General features: G+C 55.5%; 20 protein-coding genes. 12 read left to right on the top strand and 8 right to left on the bottom strand.

Translation table 11 applies throughout. From position 1 onward, the window contains the following. Positions 1-15 precede the first annotated feature (15 nt). The 4 genes from QC826_RS29470 (at position 16) to QC826_RS29455 (ending at position 3,204) form a co-directional block, all read left to right on the top strand. Positions 16-228 carry a hypothetical protein gene (locus tag QC826_RS29470; protein ID WP_279763584.1) on the top strand — a complete coding sequence of 71 codons (213 nt, stop codon included), beginning with the start codon at positions 16-18 and terminating at the stop codon, positions 226-228. A 105-nt stretch (positions 229-333) separates the two neighbouring features. Further along, positions 334-1,035: a response regulator transcription factor gene (locus QC826_RS29465; protein WP_279763583.1), complete on the top strand. Its 702-nt coding sequence runs from the start codon at positions 334-336 to the stop codon at positions 1,033-1,035. Further along, the gene (locus QC826_RS29460) at positions 1,028-2,251 is read left to right on the top strand and encodes a sensor histidine kinase (RefSeq protein WP_279763582.1); all 1,224 of its coding nucleotides are present in this window, start codon (positions 1,028-1,030) and stop codon (positions 2,249-2,251) included. Before QC826_RS29465 ends, QC826_RS29460 begins: the two co-directional genes overlap by 8 nt. A 77-nt stretch (positions 2,252-2,328) precedes the next feature. Next, positions 2,329-3,204, top strand: coding sequence for an alpha/beta hydrolase family esterase (locus QC826_RS29455; RefSeq protein ID WP_279763581.1), 876 nt, complete (start codon positions 2,329-2,331; stop codon positions 3,202-3,204). 89 nt (positions 3,205-3,293) lie between these two features. Here QC826_RS29455 and QC826_RS29450 read toward each other — a convergent pair whose 3' ends face one another. From QC826_RS29450 to QC826_RS29425, 6 genes are all read right to left on the bottom strand, one after another. Further along, positions 3,294-3,752 carry a PIN domain-containing protein gene (locus tag QC826_RS29450; protein WP_279763580.1) on the bottom strand — a complete coding sequence of 153 codons (459 nt, stop codon included), beginning with the start codon at positions 3,750-3,752 and terminating at the stop codon, positions 3,294-3,296. A 714-nt stretch (positions 3,753-4,466) separates the two neighbouring features. Next, the gene (locus QC826_RS29445) at positions 4,467-4,901 is read right to left on the bottom strand and encodes a hypothetical protein (RefSeq protein WP_279763579.1); all 435 of its coding nucleotides are present in this window, start codon (positions 4,899-4,901) and stop codon (positions 4,467-4,469) included. A 716-nt stretch (positions 4,902-5,617) separates the two neighbouring features. After that, positions 5,618-6,634, bottom strand: a complete 1,017-nt coding sequence (locus tag QC826_RS29440; protein ID WP_279763578.1) for an ATP-binding protein — start codon at positions 6,632-6,634, stop codon at positions 5,618-5,620. Positions 6,635-7,100: 466 nt separating this feature from the next. Beyond that, positions 7,101-7,565, bottom strand: coding sequence for a hypothetical protein (locus QC826_RS29435; protein ID WP_279763577.1), 465 nt, complete (start codon positions 7,563-7,565; stop codon positions 7,101-7,103). A 113-nt stretch (positions 7,566-7,678) separates the two neighbouring features. Beyond that, complete coding sequence (locus tag QC826_RS29430; protein WP_279763576.1) at positions 7,679-8,215, bottom strand: hypothetical protein; 537 nt, start codon at positions 8,213-8,215, stop codon at positions 7,679-7,681. Between the two features lie 166 nt (positions 8,216-8,381). Continuing rightward, on the bottom strand, positions 8,382-8,960 hold the full coding sequence (locus QC826_RS29425; RefSeq protein WP_279763575.1) for a hypothetical protein: 579 nt from the start codon (positions 8,958-8,960) through the stop codon (positions 8,382-8,384). A gap of 764 nt (positions 8,961-9,724) precedes the next feature. On the opposite strand from QC826_RS29425, the gene QC826_RS29420 reads away from it, so the two are divergent. From QC826_RS29420 to QC826_RS29400, 5 genes are all read left to right on the top strand, one after another. Then, a complete protein-coding gene (locus QC826_RS29420; protein ID WP_279763574.1) occupies positions 9,725-11,389 on the top strand; it encodes a TnsD family Tn7-like transposition protein in 1,665 nt (554 codons plus the stop codon). A gap of 128 nt (positions 11,390-11,517) precedes the next feature. Further along, entirely contained in the window at positions 11,518-12,369 is an 852-nt protein-coding gene (locus tag QC826_RS29415; protein ID WP_279763573.1) for a TnsA endonuclease N-terminal domain-containing protein, read from the top strand. A gap of 1 nt (position 12,370) precedes the next feature. Continuing rightward, positions 12,371-14,542: a Mu transposase C-terminal domain-containing protein gene (locus QC826_RS29410; protein ID WP_279763572.1), complete on the top strand. Its 2,172-nt coding sequence runs from the start codon at positions 12,371-12,373 to the stop codon at positions 14,540-14,542. Beyond that, positions 14,535-15,980 carry an ATP-binding protein gene (locus tag QC826_RS29405; protein WP_279763571.1) on the top strand — a complete coding sequence of 482 codons (1,446 nt, stop codon included), beginning with the start codon at positions 14,535-14,537 and terminating at the stop codon, positions 15,978-15,980. The genes QC826_RS29410 and QC826_RS29405 overlap by 8 nt, the downstream gene beginning before the upstream one ends. Positions 15,981-16,004: 24 nt before the next feature. Further along, positions 16,005-17,555, top strand: coding sequence for a TnsD family Tn7-like transposition protein (locus QC826_RS29400; RefSeq protein WP_279763570.1), 1,551 nt, complete (start codon positions 16,005-16,007; stop codon positions 17,553-17,555). A gap of 116 nt (positions 17,556-17,671) precedes the next feature. On the opposite strand, the gene QC826_RS29395 is transcribed toward QC826_RS29400, so the two are convergent. Continuing rightward, the gene (locus QC826_RS29395) at positions 17,672-17,815 is read right to left on the bottom strand and encodes a transposase (protein WP_409567913.1); all 144 of its coding nucleotides are present in this window, start codon (positions 17,813-17,815) and stop codon (positions 17,672-17,674) included. A 64-nt stretch (positions 17,816-17,879) separates the two neighbouring features. Here QC826_RS29395 and QC826_RS29390 point away from each other — a divergent pair, with 64 nt between their 5' ends. Together QC826_RS29390 and QC826_RS29385 are read left to right on the top strand one after the other, a co-directional pair. Further along, a complete protein-coding gene (locus tag QC826_RS29390) occupies positions 17,880-18,854 on the top strand; it encodes a thymidylate synthase (protein ID WP_279763569.1) in 975 nt (324 codons plus the stop codon). Beyond that, positions 18,847-19,785, top strand: coding sequence for a hypothetical protein (locus QC826_RS29385; protein ID WP_279763568.1), 939 nt, complete (start codon positions 18,847-18,849; stop codon positions 19,783-19,785). The genes QC826_RS29390 and QC826_RS29385 overlap by 8 nt, the downstream gene beginning before the upstream one ends. Here the strand turns inward: QC826_RS29385 and QC826_RS29380 are convergent. Further along, complete coding sequence (locus tag QC826_RS29380; RefSeq protein ID WP_279763567.1) at positions 19,764-20,099, bottom strand: helix-turn-helix domain-containing protein; 336 nt, start codon at positions 20,097-20,099, stop codon at positions 19,764-19,766. The two genes, QC826_RS29385 and QC826_RS29380, sit on opposite strands and share 22 nt — an antisense overlap. A gap of 44 nt (positions 20,100-20,143) precedes the next feature. Here QC826_RS29380 and QC826_RS29375 point away from each other — a divergent pair, with 44 nt between their 5' ends. Continuing rightward, on the top strand, positions 20,144-20,443 hold the full coding sequence (locus tag QC826_RS29375) for a DUF4031 domain-containing protein (protein ID WP_279763566.1): 300 nt from the start codon (positions 20,144-20,146) through the stop codon (positions 20,441-20,443). Positions 20,444-20,456 lie beyond the last annotated feature (13 nt).

Raw genomic sequence — 20,456 nt, 5'->3', positions numbered from 1 at the left:
ATGAGAGCTAGATAAATGAACCGCAACATTGCGTGTTCACCCACCTCTATTCCAAGAAGCGTGCCAGCCAAAAAACGGCTGTTTTGGGCCGTTGCGGGGCTGTTTTGGCGTGGCGGCGTGTCAAGCCGTGTCAAATTTGACATGTCGGTGGCGTCCGCGCCGGCGCGACGAAATCTGCCGCTTGGCGGCAAGGCGAGCGGACTGCCCGACTACCGCTATACTGGCTAGCGTTTATGGCAACCATCAAGGATTCAGCATGGCACCAAGGGCGGCAGGCCACGGCCGGATAATTGTTGCACCGCAGGCGGTGGCGTTCAGCCGCGCAGACCAGCAATGAACCGCCGCTCCCTGACGATACTGGTGGTGGAAGACCATCCGACGATCGCGCGCCAGATCGTCGACTTCCTGGAAGGCCTGCAGTGGCAGACCGACCACGCCGCCACCGGCGCGCTGGCCATCGATCTGGCGACGCGCGAGGCCTACGACGTCGTCCTGCTCGACCTGAATCTTCCCGACCTGGACGGGCTGGAGGTCTGCCGCGCGATCAAGGCGCGCGCGCCGCGCAACGTGCCGGTGTTGATGCTCACCGCCCGCGACGCCTTCGAGGACAAGGCGCGCGGCTTCAACGAAGGCGCCGACGACTACCTGACCAAGCCGTTCGACCTGCGCGAGCTGGCCCTGCGTTGCGAAGCGCTGGCCCGGCGCGGACAACTGCACCTGAGCCAGGAGATGCGCGTCGGTCCGCTGACGCTGCTGCTGCGTGAAAAGCGCGCCCTCCACAACGGCGCGCCGCTGCCGCTGACGCAGGCCGGATTCAAGCTGCTGCTCAAGCTGGGCGCCGCGTCCCCGCAGGCCGTGTCGCGCTCCGCGCTGATGCACGAGCTGTGGGGCGCCAATCCGCCGGACAGCGACGCCCTCAAATCGCACATCTACGCGCTGCGCAAGCAACTCGAGCTGGCCGGCGCCGGGCCGATGATCGTCACCATTCCCCAGCTCGGCTACCGGCTGGAAACGGCGGCGGCGGACCGTGTTTAGCTCCATCCGGCATGGCCTGTTCGCCGCGCTGGCCGGCTTCACCGTGTTGATTTGCCTCTGCTACACCGGGCTCGCGCTGGTCATTTCCTACGTGACCGAGGACATGCTGGTCGATCGATTGTTGCAGCGGGAAGCGGCCGCCATCAGCGCGCATTTCCACCTGCGCGGCGAAATCAAAGCGCCCGGTGACGAGCTGATCCGTGTCTACCGCAGCGTCGCGGCGCTGCCGCCCGTCGTGCGCGCGCAGGTCGCCGCCGGCCGCGAACGCGCCGAAATCTCCACCGACAGCGGCCCGCACTACCACCTGCGCACGCTCGACCTCCCCGCCGGGTCCGCTCCCCGGCGCGTCTACCTGCTGGCCGATGCGCGCCCACTGCTGGTGGTGTCGGCACTGTTCCGTGACGTCGGCGGCGTGCTGGTCTCGGTCGCGCTGGGCTTGATCGCGCTGGCGCTGTTGCTGGCCTATCTGCTGTCCAGGCGGCTGGTCGCGCCGCTCCAGGTGCTGGCGAAGGAAGTACGCGGCCTGTCGCGCGACCAGCCCATCGCATTCAGCGCCCGGCACCGCCGCGACGAAATCGGCTTTTTGGCAGACAGGCTGGGCAGCACCATTGCCGAACTGCATTCGTCGCTGAACCGCGAACACGCCTTCACGCGCGACGTTGGCCACGAGTTGCGCACGCCGCTCACGGTGATGAACAACATCCTCGGACAGGCCGAATCGCGTCCGCTGGCAGCACAGGACGTGGCGCAGCTGCGCGGCGGCCTCGATGACATCGCCACCACCGTCGACGTCCTGTTCGCGCTGGCGCGCGCCGAACACATCGCCGAGGAGACGCTCGACCTGCGCGGCTGCATCGAGGAAAGCCTGCTGCGCCTGCTCGACGATGGCGCCTGGGAAGAAGGGCGCTTGGAGCTCCAGCTACCCGACCGCTTGGCGGTGCGGGGCAACCGGCATTTGGCCATGCTGCTCATCAACAACTGCCTGGGCAACGCGCTGTTCCACGGCGGGGCCGGCACGCGGCTGCGGCTGTCGTTCGCCGACGGCGTGCTTAGCCTGGGCAACACCATCGATCCGGCCCGCGCGGGCACGACGCAGGGCTTCCTGCACGGCCAGAATCTGCTGCGCCGCATCGCCACGGCCATGCGCTGGGAAATCGGTTTCCATGCCGGCGCAACGGCCTACCGCGTCGACATCGTGCCGCTTCGTCCGCATTGAAACCGGCCGGATTTCACCCGGGTTTCACCAACGGTTTTCTATGCTGCGTACTCGTCAACTTTTACGGCATGCGCACCATGAAAACTCTGATCAGCCTCGTCCTCCTCGCCTGCGTCTCATTCCCTGCGCTGGGCCAGGTGGCATCCCTCGTCCACAAGGATGAAAAGCGCCGCTACCTCGTCTACACGCCGGCGTCCTATGCCGCCCAGCCGCAGAAGGCCTTTCCGGTGGTCTTCAATTTCCACGGCAGCGGCATGAGCATGGCCGAACAAATGCTCTACACGCAAATGAACCGCGCCGCCGACCGCCACCAGTTCATTGTCGTCTACCCCTCGGGGATCAAGCAGGATTGGAACGTCGGCTTCGGCATGTCGTATCTCGACGGCAGCGACGACATCGGTTTCACCGAGGCGCTGCTGGCCAAGCTCAAGCAGGATTATCGGGTCGACAGCCAGCGCGTGTATGCGACCGGCCTATCGCGCGGCGGCTTCTTCACCCTGCGCATCGCGGCCGAGTTGCCGCAGCTGTTCGCCGCCGTGGCCTCGGTCGGCGGACCGATGCCGGAACCGGTGGCGCAGCACCATTCGAAGGCGGGCAAAGTGGGCGTGCTGCTGGTCCACGGCACGGCGGACCAGGTGGTGGCGTATGGCGGCAAGCCGGGCGGCTATTGGTCGGCGGAGGACACCTACGGCTATTGGTTGAAGCAGAACGGTTTGGCGGCGGCCGGGGCGAGCCGCCGCGTGATCGACGGCGACGCCGGCGACGGCACGGAGGTGGTTTGGCTGGAGCAAGGGAACGGGCGGCAGAGCGTGGCGCTGGCGACGGTCAAGGAGGGCGGCCATACTTGGCCGGGCGCCGACCCGTTCAATGTCGGCCTGCCGATCGGCAAGACCAGCCGCGACATGGATGCCAACGAGGTCATCTGGCAGTTCTTCGACAAGCAGCGCCGTTAGGACTATGGGCTATGGGCTATGCTTCCACCTCTTTCGAATCGTGTGTTCATTGCTTGTGATAAACCGTGTCCGGCAATAGAGGGGCCGTATCACGTGAGCGTTGGCGATGGCGGAGAATTGCGGTAGGCGGGCTTCACGTTCGAGACGACACCCGTTGCTGCATCGTATTCATACGGGACGTGGACGGCAATGCCCGTATTGACGAAGTCCTTCCAATTGCGCGTGACGAGTGGTACGCCACAGTCCCGCGCTGTCGCGGCAATGATGCAATCGGGAAGTTTGACCTTCGGCGCCGTGAGAAAACTACTTCCGCGAATGGCAATGGCAGCGTCGGTGATGCGACGACTCACCTCAATGACTTCGAATTCAGTGAGGATGGCATCCAACAGCGGCTTATCTTGTGGGCGGTGTATTTCGCCGGCGCGCAGTTCCATGTAAGTGATGATGCTAATTGCCGGACTGTCATAGCTTCCCAGTTCAATGGTCGCCTGATGGACGCCATTGAGCATATCGATAAAGATATTGGTATCGAAAAGAATCAGGGCCATTCCGCCCTCAGTAGCTCTTGGTATTCGACCCCGTCTTTTGGGACGTCCTGACGATCCTTCCAGAGCCCCTCGGCCGCCGCCAAAGCAGCGCGCAGGCGCCGCCGGCGTGCTTCTTGCGGTGTAGTCACAGGTTCGGGCGGCGCGGTGATTCCTGCGGTTCCGCTACCGTTTTTCAGAGTGCCCATGCGGCCTCCCGTGCGTTGAATTCAGGATCAGTGTATCCCATTCAGGTATCAGAGTCGCTGAGAGCGCAACAAGCCAACAATGCCTTAGGGGGACGACCAACCGTTGATACTTATTCCATCTGCTAACTGGCCCGGCGGGTTCGCGATGCAGTGCCACGAGAATATGCCTCATTCACGACACATGCAAAAAAAGATGGCGCAGCCCATAAGGTGCTGCGCCACTTTTGTGGAACTTTTTTGCCGGCACGTCCGTGTGTGAACAAACAATTAAGTTTGACACAACCATTCCAATAAAAACAAGATCTTAGCATTCACCCCACACCCGGCTCATCAGATCAAAGTTTGACACAAACTGATCAATTTTTAATCAGAACAGCATTCTTGCAACAATAAAGTTAGACACAGCTTGAGGGCTTCTACATCACTGTCTCCGCCGCCGCTTCCCTAGTGAACAGACAAGCTGCCAACCGGGGCTACCTCAGCGTTGCGGCGCCTGCCGGTTTACGGCCCTCTTACGCTGTCCGCGCCGTTACGCGGCAGGCAGCGCCTGCTCCACGGCCAGCGACACGGTCATGCGCAAGCCGCCGTTCGAGAACTCCGCGTTGTCGACCGACACCACGCACGGCGCTCCCGTATGCTGACTCAACAACTTGCCGAACAGTTGCTCGAGCTGGTGCGGACTGATCGACTTGAGCGGCTGTACCTCGGCCGCCGACGGCGCTTGGGATGCGGCCTGCTGCTTCGCCCGCTCCGCCTCCACCATCATCTTGATCGCCTTCGCGGTCTTGTCACTCGGAATGGCGGAATTGGGTTTATTGCGAGCAGTCTCATAGCGGCCCTGCATCACCGCCGAATAGCCGGCCGCCACGGCAAACGCCGACTGCGACAGAAAGAGTTCGTTGCGCACCGCGCGCAGCATGTCAGGATAGCTCTCGGCGGCGGGATTGGCATCAAATACAGTCATAAAAACCTCATAATTTGGTTAGCGACGCGCTATAGCATCTAATATGATGACTATACACATATCGCGATGCGTCGTCAATGCATCGTTTGATGCTACCGTGGGTATGTCTGGCACTTAAAATACGTCTTACCGACCAGAGCGCCACGCTCAGGGGCTTCGGCTCGTGACGGGGCCACCCGACGATTCGGCACGCGGCGGAAAACCCACCAGGGGATTGAGCGCCGATTGCCCGACACAATAGGACAATCTATACGCTGGGTAAGGCGTCGTGATGGTAGTGGCCACCGATGCCGCATGCATCTGCCCGCCGATGCCAGCATGCTTCGGCCTGCATCTCATCAACTGCCCGGGCAAGCCCGGCTCGCCAGGCTCGACTGAGTATTCTCATCAAACCGGACACCGATTCTCACGCCGAGCCGGACACTCCATGGCATTTCAAAGCGGACAGCTGTTTTCATGTTCGGACACCCGTTAGAAATTGCATGTGTCGCGCGCTCTCCCAAGCCTGCAACACCAGCGTCGCTCACCGTATTTGCTCGCGCTCATCCGAATCACATTACAGTAGAGGATTTCTCGCGCAACCGGCGGCGCCCCAACTCGGACGTTCAGGAACTGCGGCTTTCGACAGTATGGAAAAATCCAAAGTTGAGCCCGGGGACCAAGTCACAAGGTCGCGGATGAAATTGATAGAAGGTTCCAAAATCCATAGAGAGTCTTCAAGAGTTTTTCTGAAGTCGCTTGATAATATAATCCTGCAATGCAGAGCCCTGAAGTTTTTTCTTACACCCGTTTAATCTAACCCAAGTCTCGCCAGATGAATTAAAATACAGCCGTTCTGAGCGAGACCTCGGCACACTTACTTCCAGTACGTAGCCATTATCAGTGTTTGGAACTTCGTGAAAAAATACCCCTATCTGTGTTGGGTCTATAGGTGGCTCAATCACATTAATTTTAGTATTGATAGCCTTCCTTATATCATCTTTCATTTTAGATGTCAACTTCAAGCTTGCAACAATGCCATCATCGTTGATACCCCAAAAAACGCTGCCGCCCTGACTATTAAAAAAAGCCAAAACATACTCGTCCACCAAGCTTTGAATTGACTTTACTGGATTTTCACCTTTGACCTCCTTGAATTCTACCGTTAGGTCTTCTTCTAAGCAGCACTTCTCACCTTCAACAAAATTTAAATCCCGAATTAAGCATGCATGACTCGGCAATTTCTGGTTGTACAGTAATTGTTCGGCTTCACGATAGGCGTGTGAAACATTTTTTAGATGATTGGAAATTGCACCCATCAAATCTCCACGTTTTATAGAAAATTCAAGCCCTAGTACGGCGTGGTTAATTAGTTCCGCAGAGTCATGTTTGTAGTATCTTTTGATTGGCAAGATAATACCTTCAATTAACGATTCAATTTTTGAAATGTATTCATCAAAGGAAAACGGTTTGATCCAAGCGCCGAGATTTATGTAGCTCGTCATCATTGTTATAGTTATCCCTCTTTCTGAATTATCAAGAGAGATAGCTGATAAGGAAGGATAAACCTCTTGAAGGTCTCCTATATAAAAACTTATATCGTTCGGTATGTCTTCAACCTTTGTGCCATTGAGTTTGAATAAAAAGCCATTACCACTTACTTGCAGCTTACGATTTCGAAGGCTTTCCATTAGGTAAGTCCCTTCGTGAAATAGCTCAACGCTTTTAGCAGAGCATTTAAAATCTATAGCCAAACTAAAATCCTTACTTAACGTTGCACACAGTGAGGGGAATAAGGTCAGAAGAAGGTATGCCCTTCCATTTAGATGCTATTGTGGCACGGGCACTGCGTCCAGCGTGCGCCGAATTACCGAGGGCAGAAAAGGGGTGTCCAGTTGTGATGTGCATCACTCGGGATGGTCTCCTCGATTTTCTAACAGCCGCAACTGGTGACCACGACTCCAGTCTGTACTCCCGGTCCGCCAGACCCTAGGCGTCAGGCGGCCGCCAGTTGCAGCTTCGGGTCCAGGCTGTGTGAAAACGCGTGCACCGTTGTGTAGTCTGCACTGCCACGTAAAATTTTGGTTCATCAGCGTACCGGAAATTTGCGTAGGAACGCGATTTTCGTTCCTGACTGTCAAACCTGCTCTAAAAACGTTTTTATACAGCCTGAGTCGGGAGTGGTCGTTCGTGAGCGGCCGCTTTTGGCCGTGAGCCGCATCACCTGGCAGAGTCTTCTGGGTTGACGGTCCAGAATGACATGCCCGAATGGCTACGGTCAATGAAGTAGTGATGATTTTTTCTCTTAATAGCATCAATCGCGGCTGCCGCATCCTCAACAGTCTTCGCATCCGAATGTTTTAGCAGTTCCCTCAGGTGAGGAATCGCATCGGCACGCAGAGAATACGCACAGATACAGCACGCTCGATAGCGAACCAGTGTCGCTTTGTCATCAAGAGCGCGAATACCCAGTTCGAATGCGGCCTGTGAAATGCGTGCAAAACGAATAGCGTGAAAGGCGAGCGCTACTCGACCTTTGGCTTTTCTTGTGCTGCCATAGGCGTCGGCCAAGAACGGAACGACGTCCACTCCAAGTGGGCGTAACTGAGCCCAGACTGCTTCCTGGTCGCCTGTGCTTGTCGTGTCCAGGCTCTTTACCAATTCCCTTATTTTCAAATCATCCATTCGCTGCATCGTATATTTGGGACCTTCGCGATATGTCTTGTGGTTGACTATAAATTACTTAGGCCGTTACCTGATGTTTTATAATCTTAGGGAAATTGCTTTTATAAGGATTTCTAGGTGACATTGAGCTCGATATATTCGATTATCTCATCCATCAGCTCAAGTATTTTCATACGCGTAAGAAATCCGTTCATTGGTAACTCCGTATTATTCATAGATGCAGTCAGCATCAATCCTGACCAACCGACAGGAAGTATTTTAAGGTCATGTTCATTAAATCTTAAAATGAAATCGTGTGAAACGCTATTTCTAGTCATACGTAAAAATTGGTACCACGGTGCCGTCCGTATGAGACTCATTTGGTTTGTTTCCGTTCCGTAAAACTTTACAGTCTCAAACATTTCCTTAACACAGTTTCTTAGAACGGATTTTCTTAGTTGGTTGGTTGATAACGCAAGCAAGTCATCATCTTCCAATACATATCGAATGTAGAGAAATTGCTTGCCTTCTACATGCTCTAAGAAAGGTACAGAATATTCGTCGAACTTTGACACGGCATCGGGTTGAGCCAAAAACATGATTCCAGCTTGAACAAGAGAATAGTTGTTTTTGATAGTTTGTAAAATACCGTGCAATTTATCTTTAGTCATTAATTCTTTGATAATTTCTAAAAAAGACCATCACACCATAGCCGTGTGAAACTGCAAGGAACCGCCGGCACCGCAACAACAATTTCCAACGGCATTCCGGTGCATCGACCGGCGGATTATGGCCGGTTGCTGTCAGACTGTGATTGGACCAGGTAGGTGCGACGCCTTAATCCGACTTTGCGACTTTTGGCGGCGCACCACGTTCTTTAGACCTGATCAGCACCTCCAAGTTAGGCACGACATTGGCGTCAAAGTGGTCCTGCATTCGCTGGCTCAGATGGTGCTCACCGGGAAGATCAATGCCCTCCTGACGCGCCCATTCACGCAACACGCCCAGCAATACCATGCTGACGATATGACCGTCATCCATATACTGGAGCAGGAAAGCCTTTAGCCTTCCCCGTCCTTCATCAGAATGCAGGTCAAAACCGCCGGGCACGTCATGTAGCCGATGCGCGATTACATTACGATATTGGAGGAAGCGATCCAACTGGTCGTCAAAGGAAAGATGCAGATCCACCCGCTTCCGCAGCGCATTGAGCAGCTGCCCTAAAGTGGCTTTCGAATGCCGCTCAAGCAAGGCCCGAACCTGTTCCCCAGTTTGCATTGGCTCGCCGTGCAATGGGAACGTCAGGCAAGTGCTCATCAGACGCTCGACACCCTGTCCCGCGATTACCGCAATGCCCAAAGTCTTCAGCACATCGTCCTGTACGGGCTTGTAGCCTGATTGCGCTTCGTCTTTCATGATTTCCCCTCATCCAGAGAATTGCGCCCGATAGCTGCATCGCAGCTTAGTTTAGATAGAGGCCCAGTAGATGGCGAGTCAGCAGCCGTCATAGGGCGCAGCCATGTCGGGCCGACTTAATCAACGGTGATCAATGTACGAACGCTGGTAGTAAAGCGATTCCTTGGAAGACCAGTCTTGGCCATCGCAGACATTCGCAAGCAACCAGCCAACGTCTGGTTCCGGCCGATTTCGGTCCAAGGCAACAGGATACCAGCTTGCTGAAATGAAAATATCACACATTTCCACACTTCGTCGAGGAGGGGTGGCCTACGCGTCATTGGCTACTTGAGAGGGGCCGGATTGGAGAATCACTGTTCGGCTTGCGGTGCCACAGGTGTCTGACTTCAAGTGCCATTGACTGTCCAGCTTGAGATGAGAATGAGTGTCCGGGTTGATGAGAATACTCAATCAACTCCGCAACTTTGTTCTCGACCGGCGCCGGCAACCGGTCGACCAGCTCAACGGAAAACGGGTAGGCTTTCTTCTAATTTTTTGAGCTTTTTGGCGGTCTGGCTTCGGTCACGGAATTCCCTTTCGGTATTCCATGCCGCCCCGCACTGTACAGAAATTTCGACAGGCTCACTTCGTCTAGTCGCAGGCTGGCAAAGGTTCTGGGGCACTGAACCTAGGCGCACATTCAAATAAGCAATGTGGCGGCGCCGCATCAATTGCCGTGATAGATTTCTCATTCCTACTTGCTGTCATCCCCTTCACCTTGCCAAATGTCTGCTATCCATTTTTTCCCCCAAAGCTTATCCGACGAGACGCTAAGCTCTCGGGTTGCGAGATATCACCTTATGGTAGGCAACAGAAGTTCAGCGAGGACGTTCAAGCAGTTATTTGAGCAACCCAACTTTTCGCTCGAACAGATCGTCCCGCCCCATCTCGAAACGCTTGCCGCAAGTATGCCCGGTGAACCAACCGTTATCCTACAGGAATTTCTCAACAACAACACGTTGTTGCCGTTGTTCCAGCCGTTCTTGGGCAAGCGCGGCCACAGCAATGAGCATGGCGGTCTCATCAACCGGCTGCCTCGTCGCGTCGTCGGCAAGCATGGCGACGCCTACTTGTGCGTTCAATGCACTAACGAGGCTGCCGAGAGTTTCGGGTTCGGCTACTGGCACCGATCACATCAGGCGCCCGGGGTTACAGCATGCTGGAAACACGGCACCTTGCTGCTTAGCAGCTGTCCGAACTGCAGACTCCCTTTCCAAAGGAGTCTACAACTTCTAGAAGTACCGTGGCTACCGTGTGCTCAATGCGGCTATGAAATAAGTCGCGACAGCGCGACTTCAGCGGCCTCAAAAAACCAAACCGGCTATGCTGTTTTTGTGCACGAGCTACTAAACGCGAATGTCGCGCCTGTCGCACCTGACCATCTGGCGCAGGTATACCGCCAGCGTATCCAGAAAATAGGCTTTGTCTGGGGTAAGCCACTGGTGGGTGACACTATTTCAGGCAAACAAGTGCGAGCGACGTCGATGACGGCTTTTACCGCAGACTTCATTGAATACATGGGGGGCGATTTTATCGCGCAGGTGGACCCGGCATATGCTGCTGGCCGTACGACAAACTGGCTGCGCTTTTCCACAGTTGATGGCGTGATGGACATGCCTGTGACGCGACATATCCTGCTCGCCATGCGCTTGTTTGGTACAGCCGCTCACTTTGTGCAAGCGATCAAGCCGGATGACCATGAAGCTACGCCGAAGCGAGTTTCAAAAGCGCGCAACGGGCCACTCGCCGATGCCGAACTGCGCGACCAGTACCGGCAGCGCATCCTGCGCGAAATAAAAATGGACCCGGTCCTTACCTTGGAAGGACTCTGGCGCAAAGCATATCGGCCAACCACCTGGCTTTTCGAACACGACAAAAAATGGCTCGACAACGCATTCACCTACAACGTTCGCGACAATTCCAACCTGCAGGAAACGACCGCCGATGAGCTGGTGCGGGACCAAAAATTTGCCGAGAAGGTGGAAGCGCATGCTCGGAAACTTGTCTCGCAGAGCGGCAAACCTAACCGTATTACCATGCAAAAATTGATCGATCACATCCCCCTGAGCTACAGCCACTTGAAGCTTCATGCTGACAAATTTCCGCAGTTAAACGAAGTGATTTCGCTGTGTAAAGAATCGTCCTGGAGCTTTAGCGCAAGGCGCATCCTATGGGCTATCGAGGAGGTTCAGCGCCTGGGGCTTTCTCTCAAGGCAGGTAGCATTGTCAATAGAACATCGGTGTCCTTGTACGTCATTCAAAAGATATGCCAGTTTGCAGGATGGGATCTGGAGGGTATGGCGCGCCAACCGATCAATATTCCGGTTGAACTTGCGCGCGCCGGTATTACTCTAACGTGGCAAGTGACCTCACTCATCGGCGTGGGCTGAAATTGGAGGCCGAGCCTATATTTCAACGACGTCCCGTATCACCAACAAGGTCGATGGCCCGCTGCGATATCCAGAGCGTATGCAGCAGCCGGACACTTCCCTGCAACCGCAGCCACCGGAGAAGAGATATGCGCGCACGGCGGGTTAAGACGCAGGCCGATGTGGATCGGTACATCGCCGAAGGGTTCGGCGCCGGGGAAGGCAATGCGTACAAGCCTTGGCTGCGCGTGCAGGACGTCCCATCGCGGGGCCGCTCGCGCAAGGTGGCGGGAACGAAGGTCAATCGTATTCACCAAGTTCTTTCCGACCTGGAATACCAGTACCTGACCGTGCTGGAGTTTTCAGAACAGATCATCGATATTCGTGAGCAGTATCCCCTGTTCCCTACGCCAGAGGCGCAACAGATAGCGGCCCAGCTTGGGATCGCATACCCGCGCTATCCCGGCACGGCGGTGCCGTACGTCATGACAACCGATTTCCTCATCACGGGCATCGATGCTGCCGGCCAGCAGTACACGGCCGCCAAAACGCTCAAGTATGACAAGGAACTGTTGGAGCCCAAGGGTCTGCAGCGCCGCCTGGAAAAGTTCGAGCTGGAGCAGGCACTTTTGACTGCAAAAGGCATCACCAACTGGGGCATCGTCACAGACAGCATGCTTGGCCGGACCCTGACGCGCAATCTCGAATGGCTCAGGCAAGGAAGCATGCCGCTGCAGAGGCATCTTGCACAGCACGACGTGCAGTTGCACTTTCTCGACCACCTTGCCTACTTTGCCAGTGCCGAGCGCACCCTTGCATCTGTCATCCGGACCGTCGCGAACGCCATCCGCTTGCCCTACAGTGACGCCGTGACGCTGTTCAAGCACCTGGTATGGCAGAAGGCCATCATGTTTGACATTCGCAGCGTCGAGCTGCAACTGGTCAAGGCCTGCCCGTCGCTGCGGTTCATCAACCAGTCCAGCGGCAGAAAGGCGGCGTGAGATGGACTTGAGCATCCGCATCAATCACGTCTTCACTCCCCACGATGGGGCGCCGTTCGATTCACCATGCCGCGTAATCTGGCTGGATCCCGGCGCCGATGCCGTGGTGCTTATTTCGATCGACAAGGTGCCAAAGCAGCCTTGGCTCTATGACCTATCTGCACTGGTCCAGCTGGTGCGTGAAGTAAAGGTGTCCCGCGTCGAGCTGAAAATGCCTGAGTTTATGATGGCGTTGGAGGATGAGATTCCGCCGAAGTACAAGGCGATGCGGGACGCCAACTGGGAGCGCATCCGGCCGCTGCTGGAAGGTCGGTATGACGACAGAATTTTCCAGCCCCGCATCATGGGTGCGCTGATCCAGTCTCACGGGCAGCGGATCAACGTCGAGCGCCGTACCATTTACAGGCTGCTCTACCGTTATTGGATGTTCGGCGCGATCCGCAACGCATTGCTTCCGCAGTACACAAATTCCGGGGCGAAGGGACAAGAGCGGGCTTTTACTGGTCCTCACGGAAGGCCGCCACGCTCCATCACCACAGACAAGCCGCACAGGGCAAAATCGCTTTCGGAAGAAGACAAGACGATCATCCGTATCGGCTATGCCTTGTACCGGGACAGCAAAGTCAAAACCATTACGGACGCGTATACGCGCACCTTGCGACGCTACTACTGCGAAGCGATCACCACGCCTGATTTTCCAGAGCCGGAACCGCTGCTAAAACCGCTGCAGGAACTGCCTACCATGCGCCAGTTCGACTATTGGGGTAAGAAGGCCTTCGACGACATCACCGTACTGCGCAGCCGCAAGGGTGAAATGAAGTGGGCCAAAGATCACCGCGCGCTGCGCGGTCGTGCCGGTGACGGCATATTTGGCCCATGCCACCGGTTTGAAATCGACGCAACCATTGCCGATATCTACTTAGTCAGCCGATACAACCGCAACTGGATTATCGGACGGCCGGTGGTGTATGTCGTCATTGACGTATTCTCACGCATGATCGCTGGCCTTTATATCGGTCTAGAAGGGCCCAGCTGGGAAGGCGCACGGCAAGCGCTGCTCAATGCGTTCAGCGATAAGGCCCCCTTTTGTGCCGCCAACGGAATTGCAATCGAGCCCGACGACTGGCCGTGCGCCCATTTGCCGCAGGAGATTTGCGCCGACCGCGGTGAGATGCTTGGCCTTGCTGCGGAAAGCATCGTGTCCGGCCTTGGCATCACCCTCGCCATCGCACCACCATACCGCCCCGACTGGAAAGGCATCGTGGAAAGCAGGTTCCGGCTGTTGAACCAGTTGTCCCAGGTCCATTGGACGCCCGGCGGCGTGGCCGAACGCATCAAGGAGCGCGGCGACCGGGATTACCGATTGGACGCCACGCTGGACCTGGGCGAGTTCACGCAAATCATGATCAAGAGCGTGCTTCATCACAATCACTACCGGGAGCAGCCTGACCTGCTCAATCAGGACATGATCCAGTCGGAGGTCCAGCCCACGCCCCAGGCAATGTGGAATTGGGGTATCGACCATGGCTTCGGCACGCCAAATGAGCAGGCCCGCGAGCTGGTGTACCTACATTTGATGGCCCGGTCGTCGGGCACGGTGCAAGCTGGAGGCCTGCACTTCGAAGGCATGTATTACGCCAGCGCGGACCACAATGACGAAGTGCGGTACAGCCGCGCACGCGCCAAAGGCCGAGAAAAAGTCGATGTCTGGTACCACCCAACCGACCCCACCACAGTCTGGCTGCGCACTGCTGACAAATCGCTGGCGCGCTACGTACTGCGCAATACCGAGGAACGCTATGTTGGCCATCGGCTGGAAGAAATCCAGGACATGCTTGTCCTGACCAGTCACACGCCGCCAGAACGAAAATATTCGGCCTTGGCGAGCAAAGTACAGCTCGACGCCCATATCCAGGCCACAATCGCCGGTGCCACTGCGGACAAGCGCAATAGCGACATTCCCACCACCAAAGCTGCCAAGCTCGCCGATATCCGATCCAACCGGGCAGCGGAGCGCGTGACCGAGCGCATGCGTGCTGCCGGCAAAGGGCCGGCAGGCGACAGTTCGCGGCCTCGGCCAGTATCGACAGAGCAGACTGCCGAAAGTTTCGGTGAGCGCAGCGGCGAAGTAATCAGCATCCTCAGCAGGCTAAGCAGGAAAAACAATGAGTAATATCGCCCACTACACGCCGTCCCCCTTGCAGGACTACGCTGGCAATCCGTTGACGGAAGCCTTGCCACCGGTGCTGACGGAAATCGACGCCGCCAGAGCCATTGCCTACTTCCCTGAGGAGCCGGGCGCGGAGCGGTTGCTGAGCAAGGAACTGCGTCTGCACTGCATCGACAGAATTAGGCAGCTGGTGCAGCCGCTGCCCATCCACTTGGAGCTGGAAAGCGCGCTGTCGTCCATCCTGCGAAGCGGCTATGTCAGCCGCAATCCGGTGCATGCGACCACGTGGCGCCACCTGTACACCCTGTCAACCAATCGCCGCGACCTGGCACTCTTCCAATCCTCCGCTTCGACCTTCAGCCTGGTCGGCTTAAGCGGTATCGGCAAGACGACGGCGCTCAATGCGGTACTGAGCCTGTATCGACAGAAAATTGTCCACTGCCGCTACCAGGGCAAGGAGTTCCTGCACACCCAGATCGTCTGGCTGAAAATCGAATGCCCCTTCGACGGCTCCCTGTCAGGCCTATGCCATGCTTTTTTCAAAGCAATCGATAAGGCGCTGGATGACCCCGGCCGCCATGCAGCGCGCTTCCGCCGAAAGGCCGGCATCTTGGAAATGATCCAAGGCATGGAGCAGCTGGCCAGCACCTACTTCATCGGCACCGTCGTCATTGACGAACTACAGCATCTGAATGCCGCAAAGACCGGCGGCAAAGACAACATGCTTAATTTCTTCGTCAACCTGATCAACAGCATCGGTATACCGGTGGTATTTTCCGGAACCAATTCGATGATTAATCTCTTTGCCGATATCCTGCGCAATGCGCGGCGGGCGTGTGGACAAGGGATGTACGACTTTCGCCAGCCCTCGGAATCGGATGCCACATGGAATATGCTGGTCAACGTGATCTGGGAATATCAGTGGGTTCAAAAGCCGGCGGCATTGACGCCAGAACTGCGCGCGGTGCTATACGATCTCACGCAGGGCGTCACCGACTTCCTGGCCAAGCTGATGATCCTTGGCCAGCGCTATGCGATCCAGGCCAATATCGAGACGCTGAACGAACAAGTGTTCAGGCATGTCGCTGACACGAAACTGAAGCTCTTAAAACCGGCGATCGCGGCGCTGCGCAGCGGCGACCCGGCCGCGATGAGGAAATTCGAGGACTTGCTGCCGCCGGACGAGCAGCTGGAGGCCATGATGAAAGACGACACTTCGGTGTCGATCAGCGATCTCGCCGCCTTGCGCCTCAGCAGGACAAATGGTGTCGCTGCGGAGACGTCGCCGGCTCCCCGGCCTGAAAAGCAGATGCCGGAGACAGTCAACCAGGTTTCCCGCCTGATCGCAGCAAGCCCGGATCCTGCAAGTGCGCTGGCTGAACGAGGTTGGCTCGCCAAGGACGTCTTCGAGTTTTCGGATACCTACCGCACGGGCACTTAGCGCAGGCTTGGAAGGGCGCAGATCATGGAGCCAATGCCAAATGTAAGCAGCTTACGGCGCCTCCCTTTTTGTACGGCGCTGCTGCCGGATGAAAGCCTGCACAGCTGGATTTCCCGTTTGCACCGCCTGTCGGGCAATCCGGAAGAGCGCCAAACGCTGCATGACATATTCGGCACCCACTTGCTTGTCGCTACAGCCAATCTTCCCAGCCATCTTGCCGCTCTTTGCTCGGCGTTGCCGGAGCACGCGCAGCTTTCCATGGAGGAGCTGATTGACCGGAGCACGCTACTGCCTTACTTCGTGCCATTTCTCAGCCCTGAGCAGACCGAACGCTGCAGGCATGCTATGGCAGGGCACAATGCAGGCGACATGAAAATCGGCATCGGCCTGGTGGCCAGCCGAATTGGCGGCCGTAACGCCTTTCGATACTGCCCGCAATGCTGTGCCGAAGACGAGAAATCGTACGGTTCGGCATACTGGCATCGCGCCCACAGCCTACCAGGCGTCTTGCTGTGCCACCGACACGGCAATATGCTTTTGGAGATTAAAGCAGACCTGGTTCAATTGCGTCGACACAGCTTGTTCTTGCCCACTGACAGCTGGGTTGAGGAAAGCAGCACCACAACGCTAGCACCGGACGCGCCACTAGATGATTTGCTGCGGCTGGCGGCGTCGAGCGCGGACTTGCTAGTGATGCCCATGCCGTCACTGCCGGCGCCGCTGCTGCGGCGCTTCTACCGCGAGCAAGCCTGCCAGCAGCGCTGGATTGACCATCACGGCCGCATACAGTGCGCTGCGGTCTTACACGCCGTCACCAGCTGCAGTCTGGGCCAGGCCGTTGACTCCGATCTAGAATTTTTCAGACAGCCGCAGTGGATATTCAAGCTGCTGTACAAACACCGCACAGCCATGCATCCGCTAAAGCACCTGGCCTTGATGACCCTACTGGGCACTTCGACGCTAGCGCTGCGCGCCTACTGTCAATACACGGACCTCCAGCCGGGCTATGATTCTCGCACGCGCAAAATATGGAGAGCGGACAACAGGCTGGACACTGCCACGCTCGCTATCCGGCGACAGCGCTTTCTCACCCAGCTCGACGACATTCCAGCCCGAAGCACGCGGGACTACATGTGGCTATACAGGCACGATAAGGACTGGCTGCAGCAGACCATCGCGAGCGACGCGAAACCGCGCCACGCGGGGCAGGACAAAGTTGAATGGGATCGGCGCGACCAGCAATTTGCCGACCAGGTCCGCCAGCACGCGGCGCAGCTCTATGAATCAGACACACGGAGCCGGATATCCGCAGCGCGCCTGGCCAGGACCACTGGCAGGCAAGCGCTCATCGAAAAGTTTTCCGGCAAGCTTCCTCTCACGACCCAGGCCATACAAACCCTGGCGGAGCCGCTGGAAGACTTCCAGTGTCGGCGCTTGCGCTGGGTCGTGCATGAGAGCCAGGTCAGGGGAGAATCGCCCGTTCGTTGGCGTATTCTGCGCACGGCGGGGCTGGCCCCGCCTTTGGCGTCTCGGCTCGAACAGGAGTTGATAGCGCTTCTGAAAACGAAACGGTAAGCCGTCATCGTTCATTCACAGCAGCGTCTCGCCTTCCACCACGATCTTCGCGGCAGATAGGTCGCGCAGTACATGCCGCAACTAGGTGCGCGGTCCCAGTCCATTCGCCTTGACCGTCACAAGTATCGAACAAATGACGCGCTGACGGTGGCGACCGCGACGCTGAACAGCCATGCCTCGCGCCCGAGGACGAAGGGCCGCATCGCACTTTCCGCGCAGTTGTTGTAGATCGGCAGGTGGCCCCGTTGGTAAGTCCTCAGATAAACTTTGCATGAGGAAATAAATTAGTTATGATGCAACATCACTCTCTTGCAAGGCAAATCCATGTCCATTCGTATCGAAGCCGCGACCATCGACGATTTGCTACATGAAGCACTCAGCTACTTATTGGCCAAAGGTCAGCGGGTAACCGCAAGCCGCGGCTCTTTACTAGAGATAGTCGGCCCGACTTTTGTATTGACGAATCCTCTTGCTCGGCTTAGCCGTTCAGAGAGCCGCAGCAAGATATTTAGCGCCCTCGGTGAGCTTCTCTGGTATCTTTCAGGCGCCAATCAACTTGAATACATAGACTGGTTCATTCCGAATAAATATCAGGACGAGTCAACTGACCATAAAACTGTACGTAGTGGGTATGGCAACCGCTTGTTCAATTGGCGTGGCATAGATCAAGTCAGTAACGTAATTGATTTGCTACGCCGAAAACCCACATCACGCCAAGCTGTAATCCAAATCATCGCAGCTGAAGACATCGATTCTGGCGAAACATCAATTCCTTGCACGTGTACGCTACAGTTCCTGCAAAGGGATGGCAAGCTGCATCTATTTGTCGCAATGCGGTCAAACGATGCATATTTAGGTTTCCCCCATGATGTTTTTGCTTTCACAATGCTGCAAGAGATTATTGCCAGAACCTTGAATACAGAAATTGGCACGTACATTCATACCGTCGGCAGCTTTCATCTCTATGATAAAAATGAAGAAGGTGCTAAAGATTATCTTAACGAAGGATTCCAAAACATTATTCCGATGATGGCAATGCCCACCGGAGATCCATGGATGGCGATCAAAAACGTTTTGGATTTTGAAGTTCAAGTACGCTCCGACCCGTTTTCTGCGCCCCCGTCAATGCCCGGCTTTTGGGCTGACATTTGTCGTTTGCTTTCAATCTATAGCCTTTCCAAGTTGATACCGCAAAATGCACAAGTCACTTGCGAAAAGCTTGCCGAAAATATGAATGATCGGGCTTATCACATGTTTATTGATGCGCGAATTTCCAGGATGAAAAAACAAAATGCCTAGACATAGCCCAGAAGCAATCGCAGCAATCGTCAGCGCTTTAGATCTGATTGAAGACGATCATTTTCCGCTGCCAGGAATTGAGGTAGATGCTGCTCGGCGCACGTTCGCTATGCAAGTCATTGACAGCATGCGACGAATCGAATTTGTCTCGGTGGCAGCAGCTCGCCACATCTCACCAAACAGGGGAAATCCCAACAATGATATGTTCGATCCCGTCCGAGCTGCTTTGCTGGCACTTCGACGGCGAGATGTTGATGAAGCTGCTTGGATAACTTTTTTATTTGTACACTTTGGTATGCACCCGCAAGCAAAGTGGCGATTCATAAGGGAGGTCTATGGGAAGCTCGGGGCTCAACCTGGTTGGACCTGGGCGACTATATCTCAGGATCCTGAGGTATTCCGGGATTGGTTGCGAGAAAGCCAAGATCATCTACTTCGAGGCCGACGTCGCGGATTCGGTAACCACCGAAAATATCAAAGCATGGATGCCGATAAACCAACGGGCACTGGTGCAGCAATCGTGAGCTATGTTGACTGGGTTATGGCTAATGGCGGGCATAGGCAATTGTTCGCTAATGCATATAACGCCGGCAATAATGATTACTATGCCGCCTTTGATTGGTTATATAAGAAAATGGATGCCGTCATTTCTTTTGGTCGTATTGCGAAATTCGATTACTTGACCATGTTAGGGAAATTAGCCATCACGCCAATCAAACCACCGAAGACCTATATTGCAAATGCCACAGGCCCTAAAACAGGTGCCAAGCTGATGTTGCAAGGGAACACTGGTGCTGGACTTAGTTACGTTGAGTTGGAACGCCGACTTTGGATCATGGGAGAATCTCTCGGTGTAGACATGCAGGTCATCGAAGACTCTCTCTGCAATTGGCAAAAATCATCTCAGCGCTACCGGCTATTCGGTGGCTGAACTAGCGATTCCAATGCAACAACAATCTGTTCAGCGGCACGACGATTTTGCTCAGACATGACTGCAAACTTCTCGAACCGAGCACTTAACAATGAGACAGTAACACCCACCGAAGAAATTTGCAAATAACCACATACTTCTTGCAAATTTCTTGAGTTTGTTTTGAACTGTCCGTTCTCAAATCTTGAGATTTGTGCTGCATTCACTAGGCACAACTCTGCAAGCTTGGTCAAAGTGAGCCTCGCGTCATTACGACGACGCTTGATTGTCTGACCTAATTGCAAGGCCTCAGATTGGTTGAATTTTGGCGACATTTTGCATATCATAGTGAAAATTTGCAAAATTTGGAATACCTATCATGGCATCTTATGTAGACAACGTAGCAATCGAGTGGAGGGGCAACACTTGGTGCCATCTGGTAGCCGACTCTCTTGATGAGCTACATAACGTGGCTCGACGGTTAGGACTCAAGAAAGAATGGTTTCAAGCCAATGCCTCCTATCCACATTACGATGTGACTTCGCAAACCCGCGCACGAGCCTTAGAGCTTGGGGTCCTGACGGGAAACAGAAGGCAGATCATCCAGTGCGCTCGCGCATTAAAGAATGAGCTAGCATCAGTTTCCAAAGCACCTGCTCAGCTTGAGCTATTTTCCTAATATAGAGGACATC

This window comes from Rugamonas sp. DEMB1 (assembly GCF_029834475.1).
Taxonomy (GTDB): Bacteria; Pseudomonadota; Gammaproteobacteria; order Burkholderiales; family Burkholderiaceae_D; genus Rugamonas; species Rugamonas rubra.
Note: the sequence above shows the minus strand (reverse complement) of the source record. Positions and strands in the feature narration are given on the sequence as shown.

What these genes read in the sequence shown, in the direction of transcription:
- QC826_RS29380 (WP_279763567.1), bottom strand. Translation starts at nt 20,099, where the DNA reads ATGTCGCCAAAATTCAACCAATCTGAGGCCTTGCAATTAGGTCAGACA.
- QC826_RS29390 (WP_279763569.1), top strand. Translation starts at nt 17,880, where the DNA reads ATGTCCATTCGTATCGAAGCCGCGACCATCGACGATTTGCTACATGAA.
- QC826_RS29405 (WP_279763571.1), top strand. Translation starts at nt 14,535, where the DNA reads ATGAGTAATATCGCCCACTACACGCCGTCCCCCTTGCAGGACTACGCT.
- QC826_RS29435 (WP_279763577.1), bottom strand. Translation starts at nt 7,565, where the DNA reads ATGGATGATTTGAAAATAAGGGAATTGGTAAAGAGCCTGGACACGACA.
- QC826_RS29455 (WP_279763581.1), top strand. Translation starts at nt 2,329, where the DNA reads ATGAAAACTCTGATCAGCCTCGTCCTCCTCGCCTGCGTCTCATTCCCT.
- QC826_RS29410 (WP_279763572.1), top strand. Translation starts at nt 12,371, where the DNA reads ATGGACTTGAGCATCCGCATCAATCACGTCTTCACTCCCCACGATGGG.
- QC826_RS29400 (WP_279763570.1), top strand. Translation starts at nt 16,005, where the DNA reads ATGGAGCCAATGCCAAATGTAAGCAGCTTACGGCGCCTCCCTTTTTGT.
- QC826_RS29425 (WP_279763575.1), bottom strand. Translation starts at nt 8,960, where the DNA reads ATGAAAGACGAAGCGCAATCAGGCTACAAGCCCGTACAGGACGATGTG.
- QC826_RS29430 (WP_279763576.1), bottom strand. Translation starts at nt 8,215, where the DNA reads ATGACTAAAGATAAATTGCACGGTATTTTACAAACTATCAAAAACAAC.
- QC826_RS29385 (WP_279763568.1), top strand. Translation starts at nt 18,847, where the DNA reads ATGCCTAGACATAGCCCAGAAGCAATCGCAGCAATCGTCAGCGCTTTA.
- QC826_RS29445 (WP_279763579.1), bottom strand. Translation starts at nt 4,901, where the DNA reads ATGACTGTATTTGATGCCAATCCCGCCGCCGAGAGCTATCCTGACATG.
- QC826_RS29470 (WP_279763584.1), top strand. Translation starts at nt 16, where the DNA reads ATGAACCGCAACATTGCGTGTTCACCCACCTCTATTCCAAGAAGCGTG.
- QC826_RS29375 (WP_279763566.1), top strand. Translation starts at nt 20,144, where the DNA reads ATGGCATCTTATGTAGACAACGTAGCAATCGAGTGGAGGGGCAACACT.
- QC826_RS29450 (WP_279763580.1), bottom strand. Translation starts at nt 3,752, where the DNA reads ATGGCCCTGATTCTTTTCGATACCAATATCTTTATCGATATGCTCAAT.
- QC826_RS29420 (WP_279763574.1), top strand. Translation starts at nt 9,725, where the DNA reads ATGTCTGCTATCCATTTTTTCCCCCAAAGCTTATCCGACGAGACGCTA.
- QC826_RS29415 (WP_279763573.1), top strand. Translation starts at nt 11,518, where the DNA reads ATGCGCGCACGGCGGGTTAAGACGCAGGCCGATGTGGATCGGTACATC.
- QC826_RS29465 (WP_279763583.1), top strand. Translation starts at nt 334, where the DNA reads ATGAACCGCCGCTCCCTGACGATACTGGTGGTGGAAGACCATCCGACG.